Here is a 14,504-nt window from a genome sequence, read left to right as displayed (position 1 = left end):
TGGAAAACTATATAACTTCGTAGCATATTCTCTGCGTACCTCTGCGCTTACCTTTGCGTTGAAATTTCAACCCTCAATTCTCCACGATTCGACAATGCGATGCTTACGCACTTACAAAATTAGCTGCAAGTAGATTTAACCAAGCAGCTAGATAATTATCAACAATAATTAAAAATTAAAAATCAAAAAAAATCCTGATTTTTAATTTTTAACTTCTCTCCCTTAACGATTAATTCGTAGTTTGTGCAGCTAGCATCTGCTTCAGCTTTTCTAATTCTGAAGCCCAACGAGGATCTGGACGAATAGCGTCTGAATCGGTGGTTGTGGTGCTGGTTTCGCGAGAACCACCGCCACCGCCGCCACGACGAGGCTTCTTAGAGCTTTTCTCACGACGGCTACCTTCTCTGTTGGGGGCAGGAGTTGGCGTACTATTATTAGCAAGAGTAACTGGTTTAGGAGCTTGCTCGTCGCCCTCTTCACCCTTTGTCCGAGGTAATGCCTTCTCTAGCTTAATGGGAGTATCTTTGAACATCTGACCATTATACTTTTCAATAATTTCGTCAGCTTGTTCGTCATTGTTGACTGTAAGAAAACCAAAACCACGGCATTTGCCAGTTTTGCGGTCTTTAATTAATTTAGTAGTTACAGCATCACCTTCTGCTGCAAAAACGGCTTGCAGATCTTGACGATCTATTTCATCTTTAGGCAAATTACCTATATATAGGCGAACGGACATGAACTATACCTCCAGAGTTGAATGAACATGGCAAGGCAAGAAAACAATCACTTAGCTTTGGCTTTTAAATAGATGCTATTGACCAAGACTGCCATAAACCAATTTTTTTGCTCGAAACTGTCAACTTATACAACAATACAGTTTTTCGTCGGGATCAAGCTTGTTTAATCCAAAGGCTCACACTAATGGTGAGCTAATAACACCTTAATTCTAAGAATTGTAAATTTAATAGCCTATTGCCTGCTAAAGTACACGCTTTCTTCTATGCCCTTTTTCGCAGAATCAAATACCATTCCTTACATTACCACGGTATTTTCTACGTAGCTAGTTTAGCGCCTACATTTTCAGCATTACTATTACTAGATCGTAACATAAAACACATTTTTTTATGCAAGTGAGCATATTTTGAAACAAAAACCAGCCAGTGGCTGGTTAATTTGCTGCTGTGTTGGGAGGATAAAAAGGTATAGAGCGGGGAAAAAGCACCTAAATCCACAACTAAGCGGTGATGCTGAGTTATGTCGGTTGCTCTTGTTTGTGTAAATAAATGTAACATTTGTTAAGAAAATCTGCAACTTTTCTTTACATTCTGATTTGTCCTTTGTCCTTTGTCCTTTGTTGATAACCAATGACTAATGACCAATGACTAATGACCAATGACTAACCAGTTAGAAAGACGTATGCGCCCCAAGCCTGTGCTGCAACAGCTAAAAAAGTAGACCAAATAGGATGAGGGCTATGAATGGTTTTACCACTTTGAGTTTCTAGGGTTTGGATATCGATCCAAGGTGTTGCTCCTCGCCGGAACCAACCTGTGACGATAATTTGCCGCCCGATTAGATCCTGGTGATTGACTGACTGTCCTAGCCAAGAAATGTGGTGCAATTTCACCAAACCTGCGCTGGATTGCAAGATTAAATCTTGCGCTAGGGTGTTACTAGTACCTTGACGACCTAATAATTTACCCACAAGACGCACACTGACGCTATCAATAGGTAAGGCAGAAGGGTCAGCTAACAGGTTGGGTAAGCTGTCGTCAGTTTGTACGCTGGCAGGTTTAATATCGGGGAAGAAAGAATTAATCCGCATCACAGTACCGATGCTAAAGCCAATCAGAAGGCAGCCTGTAATGAAAGACCAATCTTCATATATCCACTTTAGATTTAAAAACTTGAGTGTGAATGCTAGTTGCCAGGTTAGCCAGACGAAAGCTGCAAATAGAACCCCTAGAGGAATTCCCAACCAGGGAGCGACTTGTAATAGAAAAGACTGACGCTTAACCTTTGATGGAACGCTATCAAAATGTAGTTCGGTGTCTAGATGCCAGTGACGGGCTATTTGACAAAGGCGTTCGATGCGATCGCCCATTAAAGGATGGCTATTATTAATCGTAAACCATCGGCGATAAGGATTGGCAATATCCCACTTCAAAAAGGATTCAAAAGATAGATTACTGGCAATAGTACCCAAAGATAAACTCTGTTGGTAGCTGACTGGTGTTAAAAGATTTAAGCTTTCCAGTTGCCAGTTGGTGTGTTCTTGTTTTTGGATGTCAGCGGCGATGCCAATGGCAATTTTGAGTAAAGCGCGAATCAGAGCATTGGGATTACCAGTAATTTCAGCGGCGACGCGATCGCTATAATAAAGCCGCAACCGCGACAACCACAATCCAGTTCCAGTTAGCAAACACCAAATTCCATAAATTAGACTCGCCAGAATTGTCACCGGCCAGCGCCAAATTTTCGCTGATATTTTGTCTCCCAACCCCGACACTTGTTGATATAGCTGATGAGTTGGTAGTGTTACCAGCAGCAGCAAAGACATTACAGCAAAATCCCAGTGAGCAATATGCCCTAGCTGCGTGGCATAAATAATGGCGATTTCATCATCTGCCAACTGCTCTAATAGCCCTTGACTGACAACAATTCTGGCATTACGTGGTAAACTACCATAAGTCAGAATAATTGGTGCAGCCGTTGGTAAAATCCGCAGTTTGGGTAACGGCCAGTGCCGCTGCTGGCAACAACGTTGTAGCACCCGAACAGCTTCACGGCTATGGGTATTCAATACATCTTTCGGAAATTCTCGCTGACCATACAAGTTCGCCAGTAGCAGATCCAGCAGCCAAGGTGATACTCCCATTAAAATCACCAATGCGATTAGCAACAGTTGAGTAGGATCTTGGTATAAAAGCTGTATCGGCTCCAGATAAGGTAGTTTGACTAAAGTCTGATTGATGAATCCCAATGCTAACTTGAGGATTTCTCGTATTACCCAAAATAGGGCGATGAATGTCCCTGCGGACAGTAGCCGTAAGGGAATTAATTTTGGTTTACGTAGTGGTTGCCATGCTCTGGCGCGTTGTGCTTGTCGCCAATAAATAACGCCGAATAGTTTGGCTTGGGTGCGGGTAACGGAACCCATGAAGCCGCTTAGGGGCGCAGGCAGTGGTGGTGGTGGCGGTGTCGCTAATGTAGCTTGGAGTCTAGCTAGTGGCACCATCGGCGGGATGTCGTCGCTTTTGGTTTCTATGACTCGATCGTTCGGCTTTTCCTCTAATGTAGGAGTTTCCGGGGGAGTAATGGGGTTTGAATTTGGTGTTGAATCTGGGGTTGAATTCTCAAAGGGAATAAATCCAGTTTCGACTTTTTTTGATTCTCGATCGGATTTTTTACGTTTTGTCAGGTGTTCGAGAGCGCGTGTTGCCCACTCTTGAACTTGCGGATTGTTAGTCTCAATGAGATTCTGGGAAATAGCGATCGCTTTGGAAACTTCGCCAGTGCGAGCAAAAGCCATCACTAAACCAACCTGGGCTTGTAAACTAGCAGTACCATTATTTTGGCTGCTAGCAATAGGTTCTAGTTGAGCGATCGCTGTTTGGTAATTTCCCTGCTTGAGGGCAACTAAACCAGCCTCCAAAGACGGTTTGGCATGTGAAGGCATACAAATTCTGGCACTCCAATCTCTTCTAAATGATCCACGTTTGTGCAAAAGCGCGAACCTCGGATGCCGTGGAAATCAACCGCGCTCAAGTTTTGCTTGTCAACTAATTTTGGATTTTGGATTTTGGATTGAGCCTGACCACAAGGTTACTTGGCTCAAGGATTTTAAATTAAAGATTTTAGATTTGTTCTACCCACTAGGGGCAAGGCATGAACAAAAAAATCTAAAATTTAAAATCTAAAATCTAAAATTCGTAGTGAATTATTCCTTCACTGGTTGTTGACTAGAAAATACTGGAGCGATCGCGCTTAATTTTAACTCTGGATGGTCGCCCAATAACTGTTGACAATTCCATTCATTGCGGAATAGCAACACTGGGCGTCCCATACTGTCTTTAACTGTAGTGGTATTGAATATTCGTCCCACTTTTTCTAATGCTTCCCAACCGCCCTCAACCCAACGGGCGACACTGTAGGGCAATAAATCTAATATGGTTTCTACACCATACTCATTTTGTAAGCGAAACTGTACGACCTCGAATTGCAACTGACCCACCGCCGCCAAAATTGGATCGCGCTTGGCTTCATCAGTTGAATACATAATTTGCACAGCACCTTCTTCTCGCAATTCCGCAACGCCTTTTTGGAATTGTTTAGATTTCGAGGGGTTGGGATTCCTCAAAGATGCAAACAGTTCCGGCGAGAAATACGGAATCCCCTCATATTCGAGCTTTTGTCCCGTGTAAATTGTATCCCCGATTGCAAAAACACCAGGATTATTCAAACCGATCACATCGCCAGGATAAGCCACATCAATCGATTCTCGCTCTTGAGCAAAAAGTTTTTGCGGGCGAGATAGACGGATGAGTTTACCAATGCGGGCGTGATTCACCATCATATCTTTTTCAAACTTACCAGTGCAAACCCGGATAAATGCGACGCGATCGCGGTGTTTCGGGTCCATATTCGCTTGCAGTTTAAAGACAAACCCCGAAAATTCTGGGTATGTAGGGGGAACTTCGCCAACACTGCTAACATGAGAACCGGGTTTAAGGGCATAGTCGAGGAAATACTTGAGGAATAACTCGACCCCGAAGTTAGTCATGGCGCTACCAAAGAATACAGGTGTCATTTTGCCTTCGTGTATCAACTGTAAATCTAGCTCTGGGCCTACTCCTTCTAACAGTTCTAGATCATTTTTCAGTTGGTAGTACAGGTTTTGTTCTAACTGTTCTTCTATCCTCGGATCACCTAAGTCCACTATCGTATCAAGGGCTTCTCGGCTACCGTGGGCGCTGCGTTCAAACAAGTGAATTTGTTGCTTGTGTCGGTCAAAAACACCTTTAAAGCGATCGCCCATCCCAATTGGCCAGTTTACCGCATAGGTTTGCAATCCCAATTCTTGTTCAATTTCATCCAACAATTCCAGAGGTTCCCTTCCGGGGCGATCGAGCTTGTTGATAAATGTAAAAATTGGGATACCCCGCAACTTACACACTTCAAACAATTTACGGGTTTGAGGTTCCAAACCTTTTGCCGCATCAATTAGCATCACTGCATTATCGGCAGCAGCAAGGGTACGATAAGTATCTTCACTGAAATCTTGGTGTCCGGGAGTGTCTAATAAATTGATTTGACAATTCTGGTATTCAAATTGCAACACTGTGGAAGTAATGGAAATACCCCGTTGTTGCTCCATCGCCATCCAGTCAGAAGTCGCCTTTCGCTGTGCCCGTCGCGCCTTAACGGCCCCAGCTTCGTGAATTGCACCCCCGTACAGGAGTAGCTTTTCAGTTAGTGTAGTTTTACCAGCATCAGGGTGAGATATAATCGCAAAGTTGCGGCGAAGTTCAACTGCTTGAATAAGTTCAGACTGAAGTTCAGTAGACATAAATGTATTTGTTTGTCAGCTAGCTTAATTTTTTTTGACTCTGGCAAGTCTTTTAATCTTAAGACAACGATGCTCATGATAGGGTCGTAGTATAACCAACAATCTGACTAAATAGGAGAAAGCAATGTACGATACAGACAAGCGAAAGCTTCTATCTGCTTTGTCTCATGGAGCGATTTTTTTTAGCACAACATTGGTATCTGTAGGCATACCTATCGCCATACTGCTTGTATCTGACGATCCTGTTGTTAAAGAAAATGCCAAAGAATCTATCAATTTTCACTTTAATGTCTGGTTTTATGGTGCAATTTTAGGAGCGCTGTTTTTTCTATTCGGTTGGTTAGTGTTACCTCTATTATTGTTGGGACCATTAGCCGGTCTGGGATATCTATTACACTGGGGATTAACAATTTGGGCACTCATTGGAGTTTTCAACAATCCTGATGTACCCTTTCGTTATCCCTATATTTTCCGAGTTTTTTAACAGAAATTTATGGGTATGGGCATTGGGCATTGGGCATTGGGCATTGTAAATTATTTGTTATCAATTACAACATTTCATTAATTTGTAGCGAATTCTCTGCGTGCCTCTGCGTTTCCCTCTGCGCCACTTTGCGTTTAAATCTCAACCCTCAATTCCCCACAATTTTATTTGCCAACAGACAGTCTTATCATTTTGAATTTCTTCATAATGTTGTTTTTTTTCCAGTCCGTCGGATAGGTGCAACCAAGCTGTAGAATACAAAATTGCCCCACAACTTAATTAAGAGTAGGGCAAAGGACAGTTAAGCACTGTTTGTAGTCTCTCTGACGGCAGGAAAATTTTATCCTGCTTTTGTGACGCTTTATTTTGTGTCTATCTGCGTTGTTTTTCTTCATAAAATTTTATGTTTCCTACACATCGCCCCCGTCGTCTGCGTACTCATCCTCAACTCCGCCGGATGGTTCGTGAAACTGTTTTAACAACAAGCGATTTAATTTACCCACTATTTGCCGTACCGGGTGAGGCAATCGCTAATGAAGTGAAATCTATGCCCGGAGTCTACCAACTTTCGGTAGATAAAATTGTTGAAGAAGCAAAAGAAGTTTACGACTTAGGAATTCCTTCGGTTATTTTATTTGGTATTCCGGCTGATAAAGATGTGGATGCCACTGGCGCTTGGCATGATTGCGGTATCGTCCAAAAAGCGGCGACGGCGGTAAAAGCAGCAGTGCCAGATTTGGTTGTAATTGCTGATACTTGTTTATGTGAATATACTAGTCACGGTCATTGTGGTTATTTACAAACTGGTGATTTAACAGGACGAGTTTTAAATGACCCAACTCTGGAATTGTTGAAGAAAACAGCAGTTTCTCAAGCAAAAGCCGGTGCTGATATCATTGCGCCTTCGGGGATGATGGATGGGTTTGTGCAAGCAATTCGTCAGGGTTTGGATGAAGCCGGATTTCAAGATACACCGATCTTGTCTTATGCTGCTAAGTATGCTTCGGGTTATTATGGCCCATTTCGGGATGCAGCAGACTCGACACCACAATTTGGGGACAGAAGAACTTATCAAATGGATCCAGGTAATGGCCGGGAAGCGATTAAAGAGATTGAATTGGATATCGCTGAAGGCGCTGATATGCTCATGGTTAAGCCAGCCTTGGCATACATGGATATTATCTGGCGCGTGAAGGAAGCGAGTAACTTACCAGTTGCAGCTTACAATGTTTCTGGTGAGTATGCGATGGTGAAAGCTGCCGCTCTCAATGGTTGGATTGATGAAGAGCGAGTGGTTATGGAAACTTTAACTGGGTTTAAACGGGCTGGTGCAGACTTGATTTTGACTTATCATGCCAAAGATGCGGCGAGATGGTTAAAGTAGGCTAGGCATATTGAATACTAATTTAGTGGGAAATCTCACGCAGAGGCACGAAGACGCAGAATTGTGTTTTGGTGTTTGGGCGTGAGATTCTTTTAGGACTAACGCAAGAGTTAGGGAATAATGTAGACGCAAAGCGGCTTGCCGCAGGCTACCACAGAGGCGCAGAGAAGCCAGTGCGCTCTTGCGGTTCCCCGACTTGTTCGCTTTTAGCGTTCCCGCAGGGTAGCAACTGGCGCGACACGGAGAAATAGGAGTTTGAGAGATATTTTGCGTAAGTCCTATCTTTATATTTTGGGTTTAGCTGGTGCGAAATTCAAACAAAATTTAACTAATCGGCGTTATACTTGTCATACGTGTATTGCAAGGATGATAAAGGTTATGCTCAGTGTCAGGCTGGATGAAGAAACAGAACGGCAGCTAGCCGATATTTTAGCTCACGAGCAAACGGAAAAGAGTGAATTGATCCGACGCTTGATTGCTGAACGCTGGCTAACCTTACAAGCGGGTAAAACTTTGGTAGAGAGGCGGGGTGGACACCCCGAACATTTGCTACAAGATGCACCAACGGATTTATCGGAACGCTCAAACCGTAAAAAAGCGATCGCTCAATATCTCAACAAGCGGCATTCATGACCTATTATCCGCTTATACTCGCAGATAGCGGGTTTTTGTTTGCGTACTACAGCGCTAGAGATCGGTATCACCAACAGGTGCGTCGCTTCTTTGAAAACTGTACTTCTAGGCTGGTGACTACGCCCATTTGTATTGCAGAAGTAGTGTGGTTGCTCAACTTTGATTGGCGTACACAAAACGAGTTTCTTCTAGATGTTGCTAAACAACTCTACGAGTGTGAGCAACTATTGCCACAAGATTTTTCGCGCATTGCTGAGTTGAATACTCAGTACAGAGATTTACCAGGGGATTTTGCAGATTTATCTTTGATAGTCATTTCGGAACGGTTAGATATTGCTGCCATCGCTACTTTGGACAGTGATTTTGATATTTATCGGCGTTATCGGAAAAAGCCTTTTGAGCGGGTGTTTTAGGGATGCGATCGCTACTTAATGATAATTTTTTCACCGGACACCACTAGCTAAGACTCCTAAAATTTTATTGACCTCTTTAAGATAATATTCACTTAAACCGTAGCCTCCTGTTAGGAAGCGTGAAAACGAGAAAATCAAGGTTTAACGAAGAAGTTCGTTGCAAAAACAGAAACCACGACCGTAAACTTTGATCGCACCCATAAAATCAACAAAAAGTTTCAGCAATATTCCTGAGGACAATTAAATAATTTACTATTATGCGGGATTGGTTCCGGCAGGAATAGGGCTGTCAATAATCACTGATTGAGGCTAAAAATGATGGGGAGTGCAAAGTCTCAGTGGGTTTTCTGGTGCTTGCTACCAAAATTTACCCGCTACAGTTTAACTTTGTTGCTGAGTACGGTTTTGTTGTCTGAGTCGATGGGGGTAACAGCAAGCACTTATAGGTCAACATCTATGACCAGCAAGAATGCGGTTACAAAAACAAAAAAAGATATCGCCGCAACACCTTTGAGTAGAAGTTTGTTGATAGCACAACAGCCACAAGCCCCTGCTAAACCCAACTCAATAAAGGATGAACTGTCGTCAGAAGAACAACAAAAACTAGAGCAAGCAACACCTTCTGTAAAGGCTAAGGTGAATACAGCCCATGCTCGAAATCAGCAACTGTCTGATGAAGCTATGAAACTGTTTAATCAAGAAACAGGAAAATCTCGGCGACAAGCAATTGCTAAATGGGAAGAATTACTGGAAATCTGGCGGCAAAAAGATATAAGAGCTACTATTCCAAAGTATGCTGGCTTTGTAGAAGCTTCAATACTGGACGATATAGGTTCAGCTTACAATGTTCTGGGTGAAAACCAAAAAGCACTGGAATATTTTAACCAAGGGTTAGTTATTCAACTTGAACCCAAACACGGCATTGTGAAAGGTAATATACTTTTGGGTATCGCTCTTGCTTACTCTCAGTTTGGCGACAAGCAAAAAGCAATAAACTATTACAACCGAGCACTATCAGTGTTTCAGGCTCAAAAACAAGACTCTTTAACTGCTGGGACATTTAGCTCAATCGCTCAAGACTATAAGGATTTGGGTCAGGCACAAGATGCAATTGACTCCTACAAGAAAGCGTTGGAGATTCATCAGAGGAACAAAGAGCTAGAAGGGCAAGCGAGTATACTTCACCTTATTGGTGTAACATACTACGATTCATTAGGCGACAACCAGAATGCACTTAAGTTTTTTAATCAGGCACTAGAGATCCAGCGCCAAAGGAAGAATTTACTTGGGCAAGCTGAGATTCTCAGCAAGATAGCCTTGGTCTACAACTTCTCAGGCGACAAGCAAAAGGCATTAGCATCCTTAAAAGAAGCACTATAACTACAAAAAACAGCACTGGCAAAACTGCCTGAAGCTGACTTGCTTAAACAATACAGTGTTTTTTCAACTATTGGTGTCACCTACCAGTCTTCATATGATTTTCAGGAGGCACTGAACTACTTAAACCAGGCGCGAACGGTTGCGCAAAAAGCAGAGAACCGCAATTTGGAAGCCAGCGCACTTTACCAAATCGCAAATGTCTATGGTTTATCGGGTGAGAAACAAAAAGAGCTAGACTCTCTTAACGAAGCTTTAGCACTAAACCGTGCCATTGAAAATTCAGCAACAGAAGCTGAAACGCTCAATAGCATTGCCGGAACTTATCTTTCAATGGGTGAACCGCAGCAAGCACTGGACTATGACAACAAAGCACTGGATATTCAAAGACGGCTAAGATTTCGCCCTGAAGAGGCAAAAACCCTCAAAGATATAGCTCTAGTTTACAGTTCTTTAGGCGACTATAAGCAAAGTCTTGCAACAAGCAAACAGGCGTTAGAGATACTTAAGCAGCTACGCGATCGCAATACGGAAGCCATAACTCTTAATGATATGTGTAATGTCTCCCGTAAAGCTGAAGATTATCAGCAAGCATTGAAACATTGTAACTCCGCGCTGAAGTTGAGCCAGGAACAAAAGTATTTTTTAGACGAACAGAATGTACTGGTTGGGTTAGTTAAGGTTTACGAGTTATCAAAGGATTATCCTAATGCATTAGATAATGCCAAGAAGCTTGAGGTATTAGCTAGCCAACAAAATAATAACTTTCACAAAGGTATAGCCTTATTCTTTTTGAGCAGAGTATATCTGGCATCGGGTGAATATCAAAAAGCCCTCGAATCATCCAAAGAAGGGCTATCAGCGTGGCACAATATGGGATTTCGCTTGGGAGAAGCAAACTCACTTGACTACTTGGGCAAGATTTACAATGCTTTGAAGCAACCGCAGCAGGCAATTGATACCTACAATCAAGTACTAGCGCTGCGGCAGCAATTAGCGGATAAGGCAGGCCAAGCTGACACACTATACAATCTTGCTGTGACAGAGCGCGATAGAGGTAATCTCAACCAAGCCAAGACACAAATTGAATCAGCCATAAAAATCGTTGAGAATACCCGCAGCAAAGTCAGCAGTAACGATTTGCGGACTTCCTACTTTGCCACAGTGCAAGATTATTACAAGTTCTACATTGACTTGCTGATGCAGTTGCACCAAAAAGATCCTACACAAGTATGTGAATTAAATATCCAAGACTTCAAAATCAAAGATAAATGCAATGCCCTTGCACTGCATATCAGCGAACGCTCTCGCGCTAGGAGTTTGGTAGAACTGTTAACAGAAGCTCACGTAAATATCCGTAAAGGTGTTGACCCAAAACTCTTAACAGAAGAACGCCAATTGCAATGGCGAATTGATGCCAAAGAAAAACTGTTGTCAGAACTATTCAGCAAAGAAAAACCACTAACAACCACCAAACAAGAAATTGAATCCCTACTCAAGCAACAGCAAGAATTAAAAACAAAATTCCGTAACACTAACTCTAAGTATGCTGAACTGAAGTATCCTGAACCCCTCACCTTGCCCCAAATTCAACAACAATTAGATAAAGATTCTTTACTATTGCAGTATTCTTTGGGTGAAGAACGCAGCTATTTATGGGTAGTTACGCCCAATTCTCTCAATAGTTATGAACTTCCTAACTCAGAAAAGATAAAGAAGGCGGCAACAAATTTAAACCAACTGTTAAAAAGTCCACTCATAGCTGGCGCATCCGCAGAAGAAAAAGCCCAAGCTGTAGCAGATACTACCAAAGCTGCTCAAGAACTTAGCCAACTCATCATTGCACCTGTGGCTGGCAAGTTGGGGCAGAAACGCTTGGTAGTTGTGGCTGATGGGATTTTGCATCAGATTCCATTTACGGTGTTGAGTGACCAAAAGAGGCAGAGGAGCGGGGAGCAGGAAGCAGGGGAAAAGGTCAATTATCAACCTTTATTGGTGAATCATGAAATCGTAAATCTGCCTTCTGTCACCAGTATAGCGACCCAAAGACAGCAACTCAAAGGGCGAAAAATGGCACCCAAAACTATAGCTGTTCTCGCTGACCCAGTATTCAGCGCTGATGATGAACGACTCACTGGCAAAACACCGCAAACTTCCTCTTCCCTTGATATTGAACTAGAACGTTCTGCCCTGCAACGGTCTTTGAAAAATATTAATCGTAGTGGTTTAGATAGACTTCCATGTACTCGTGACGAGGCTGAGGCGGTTCTAAAAATGGTGTTACCTTCCGAGAGTTTCCATGCTTTTGATTTTGATGCTAACTACAACTTGGCAACCAGCAAACAACTTAGTCAATATCGCCTGCTGCTGTTCGCCACTCACGGCATTTTCGATAACATCAACCCTGAATTATCTGGAATCGCCCTGTCGCTGGTAGACAAACAAGGTAAATTTCAAAAAGGTTTCTTGCGCCTCAACGATATTTTTAACCTTGACCTTCCCGCAGAGTTAATAGTGTTAAGTGCCTGTGAAAGTGGTCTGGGTCAAGAAGTAAAAGGAGAAGGATTAGTTGGGTTTACAAGAGAATTAATGTATGCAGGTTCACCACGAGTGATTGTTTCTTTGTGGAAAGTCAATGACCAAGTCACATCATTATTAATGCAGGAGTTGTACAAACAAATTTTGCAACAAGATAAATCGCCTGCTGTTGCTCTTAGAGAAGCGCAATTGAAGTTATGGCAACAACCAGAATGGCAAAATCCCCGTTATTGGGCTGCTTTCACTGTACAAGGGGAATGGCGGAATAATTACTAATTTATAATGACGCTCTCTACAAGACGCTAAAAGCGAACGTGGACTCGCTACCGCTACGCTAACGTAATTCGTAATGAATGAAAAATTGGCAAGTATCAATTAATTAAGGAGTTCTATCCATGACTAAAAAGCCTATCTACAAGCAACCTTTGGCTTTATTTTTCGCTCTTTTTATCGCTGGAATGCTTGGTTTTACTACCTTGGGTGGTTGGGTATCTGTGCAAGCTAAAGAACAAACGCAAACGCAAGAAGGTACGCCACCAAAATTTACCAAATTCCAAGATGCAAATCAATTGCAACTGTCAGGAGACGGCAAGCCTTTTAAACCTTCTGGGTTGAACCAATCTGAAAAACCCTATGATAAAGACCGAGGTGTTATTGATTGGGATGACCGTATTCCTATGATTAGTAGAGAGTATCCTTGGTCAACAATTGGGCGGGTACAAGGAACAACTGCTGATGCTAGAAGCTATCATTGCACGGGAACTTTAATTGGTGAAAATCTGGTTTTAACAAATTCTCACTGCGTTATTGATCCCAAAACTCACCAATTAAGTAAACAAATTCTGTTTCTGCCAAACCTCATTAATGGTGTTGTACCGAGTAAAAACGATATAGCTTTCGTAGAGCAAGTTATTTATGGTACAAATTTCACTAACGACAGTATCACAGATCAAATTAATGACTGGGCAGTTATGAAAATTAATAAGCCTCTCGGTAAAAAGTATGGTTATTTAGGATGGGATTCTTTACCTTCTTCAACTCTGATTAAAAATTACAAGAAAAAATTCTTTTTTGTAGGCTACTCTGGTGACTTTCCTAATCCTAATAAAAAAGGCTATGAATTTCTCTCTGCTGGTCAAGGTATGACTGCGGGATTCCAGGAAGGATGTAGTATTGTCCAAGAGCAGCAAGAAGTACTGTTACATGATTGTGACACTACAGGTGGTTCTTCTGGTGGCCCAATTATTAGTTTAGTTGGAGGTGAACCATATATTATGGCCCTGAACAATGCTGAAATTATGGACGCTGCTACAAATCGAGGGATAATCAACTTGGCGGTAAAAATTGATTTCTTGGATCGTTTGTTTGCTAAAAATTAAGTCTTAGTTAATTAGTGGGTTATGACTGCGGCTAACCCACCCTATGAATACTCAGATCCCCGATTTCTCAAAAAAGTCGGGGATCTATGGGATGGTTTAAGCTTGCTTTCGTAGTCTTTCTAGATTCTGTTGATGCAATTCTGGGAAGTTTTCTAAATCATCTATTGACTGGGGCGCAGGGAAGATTACAGCGTCTTCAGAGGTGAATCTATCTAAATAAGTTTGAAATGCTTCATCATCTTCTCTGTGGTCAAGAATATATTGACGCAATTGGACACGGGCCATTGTCATAAAATCTGGCTTAATCATACATATCTCCACTTCCCGTCTAGGTAAATTATAATTTCATTTTCTTCACCAGCAAGAATTACAAGATTTTTTGTTCGTTCATCGATTCGCACTAAAAACACAGGTAAATACATTTTGGTAGCCCAAAAACTTAAAATAAACAACGTTTTCAATTGTTCTACAGTAGGCATATTTAAATTATTGCTACAACAAATTTTTTCCTCTGGCGTGACTGGAGTTAAGTTAGTATATTTCAATCATGAATGCTTAAATATATTTAACACTTGCTTGCGCGTATTATTACAGAGCTAAATCAGCCGCATTTGCCAAAGTGAGAGGCGATCGCTCATAAAACCTCTAAAATCGGAGTTAAATAGCTTTGATATAGTTATGGCGATCGCTCGTTCTATGCTAGGGGCAGTTTATTTAAAAAACCTAA

At 42.0% G+C, this 14,504-nt stretch carries 13 protein-coding genes; 8 read left to right on the top strand and 5 right to left on the bottom strand.

The features are described 5' to 3' along the window. Positions 1 to 229 precede the first annotated feature (229 nt). The 3 genes from RMY32_RS07220 to prfC all read right to left on the bottom strand — a co-directional run bounded on the left by RMY32_RS07220 (position 230) and on the right by prfC (position 5,569). Positions 230 to 736 (bottom strand): RNA-binding protein, encoded by a 507-nt coding sequence (locus tag RMY32_RS07220; protein WP_322671990.1) that lies wholly within the window; start codon positions 734 to 736, stop codon positions 230 to 232. A gap of 660 nt (positions 737 to 1,396) precedes the next feature. Then, on the bottom strand, positions 1,397 to 3,679 hold the full coding sequence (locus RMY32_RS07215; protein WP_322711099.1) for a M48 family metalloprotease: 2,283 nt from the start codon (positions 3,677 to 3,679) through the stop codon (positions 1,397 to 1,399). Positions 3,680 to 3,940: 261 nt separating this feature from the next. Continuing rightward, positions 3,941 to 5,569 carry a peptide chain release factor 3 gene (gene prfC / locus RMY32_RS07210; protein WP_322711098.1) on the bottom strand — a complete coding sequence of 543 codons (1,629 nt, stop codon included), beginning with the start codon at positions 5,567 to 5,569 and terminating at the stop codon, positions 3,941 to 3,943. Positions 5,570 to 5,693: 124 nt separating this feature from the next. Here prfC and RMY32_RS07205 point away from each other — a divergent pair, with 124 nt between their 5' ends. From RMY32_RS07205 to RMY32_RS07170, 8 genes are all read left to right on the top strand, one after another. Then, positions 5,694 to 6,053 carry a DUF4870 domain-containing protein gene (locus RMY32_RS07205; protein ID WP_322711096.1) on the top strand — a complete coding sequence of 120 codons (360 nt, stop codon included), beginning with the start codon at positions 5,694 to 5,696 and terminating at the stop codon, positions 6,051 to 6,053. Between the two features lie 403 nt (positions 6,054 to 6,456). After that, positions 6,457 to 7,437 carry a porphobilinogen synthase gene (hemB, locus tag RMY32_RS07200; RefSeq protein ID WP_322711095.1) on the top strand — a complete coding sequence of 327 codons (981 nt, stop codon included), beginning with the start codon at positions 6,457 to 6,459 and terminating at the stop codon, positions 7,435 to 7,437. A gap of 68 nt (positions 7,438 to 7,505) precedes the next feature. Beyond that, the gene (locus RMY32_RS07195) at positions 7,506 to 7,688 is read left to right on the top strand and encodes a hypothetical protein (protein WP_322711094.1); all 183 of its coding nucleotides are present in this window, start codon (positions 7,506 to 7,508) and stop codon (positions 7,686 to 7,688) included. A 4-nt stretch (positions 7,689 to 7,692) separates the two neighbouring features. Next, positions 7,693 to 8,070, top strand: coding sequence for a hypothetical protein (locus tag RMY32_RS07190; RefSeq protein ID WP_322681072.1), 378 nt, complete (start codon positions 7,693 to 7,695; stop codon positions 8,068 to 8,070). Then, the gene (locus RMY32_RS07185) at positions 8,067 to 8,483 is read left to right on the top strand and encodes a type II toxin-antitoxin system VapC family toxin (protein WP_322704069.1); all 417 of its coding nucleotides are present in this window, start codon (positions 8,067 to 8,069) and stop codon (positions 8,481 to 8,483) included. Before RMY32_RS07190 ends, RMY32_RS07185 begins: the two co-directional genes overlap by 4 nt. 456 nt (positions 8,484 to 8,939) lie before the next feature. Continuing rightward, positions 8,940 to 9,863, top strand: a complete 924-nt coding sequence (locus tag RMY32_RS07180) for a tetratricopeptide repeat protein (protein WP_322711092.1) — start codon at positions 8,940 to 8,942, stop codon at positions 9,861 to 9,863. A 39-nt stretch (positions 9,864 to 9,902) separates the two neighbouring features. Further along, positions 9,903 to 12,674, top strand: a complete 2,772-nt coding sequence (locus RMY32_RS07175) for a CHAT domain-containing tetratricopeptide repeat protein (protein WP_322711091.1) — start codon at positions 9,903 to 9,905, stop codon at positions 12,672 to 12,674. A 119-nt stretch (positions 12,675 to 12,793) separates the two neighbouring features. Beyond that, the gene (locus RMY32_RS07170; protein ID WP_322711090.1) at positions 12,794 to 13,777 is read left to right on the top strand and encodes a trypsin-like serine peptidase; all 984 of its coding nucleotides are present in this window, start codon (positions 12,794 to 12,796) and stop codon (positions 13,775 to 13,777) included. Positions 13,778 to 13,873: 96 nt separating this feature from the next. Here the strand turns inward: RMY32_RS07170 and RMY32_RS07165 are convergent, their stop codons facing one another. Continuing rightward, positions 13,874 to 14,086: a DUF6887 family protein gene (locus tag RMY32_RS07165; protein ID WP_322711089.1), complete on the bottom strand. Its 213-nt coding sequence runs from the start codon at positions 14,084 to 14,086 to the stop codon at positions 13,874 to 13,876. Then, positions 14,083 to 14,256 carry a DUF6888 family protein gene (locus RMY32_RS07160; protein WP_292706907.1) on the bottom strand — a complete coding sequence of 58 codons (174 nt, stop codon included), beginning with the start codon at positions 14,254 to 14,256 and terminating at the stop codon, positions 14,083 to 14,085. The genes RMY32_RS07165 and RMY32_RS07160 overlap by 4 nt, the downstream gene beginning before the upstream one ends. Between the last annotated feature and the right edge of the window lie 248 nt (positions 14,257 to 14,504).

The sequence above is a fragment of the Nostoc sp. ChiSLP03a genome, from assembly GCF_034531215.2.
Classification (GTDB): domain Bacteria; phylum Cyanobacteriota; class Cyanobacteriia; order Cyanobacteriales; family Nostocaceae; genus Nostoc.
This window is presented reverse-complemented; position numbering and strand designations above follow the sequence as displayed.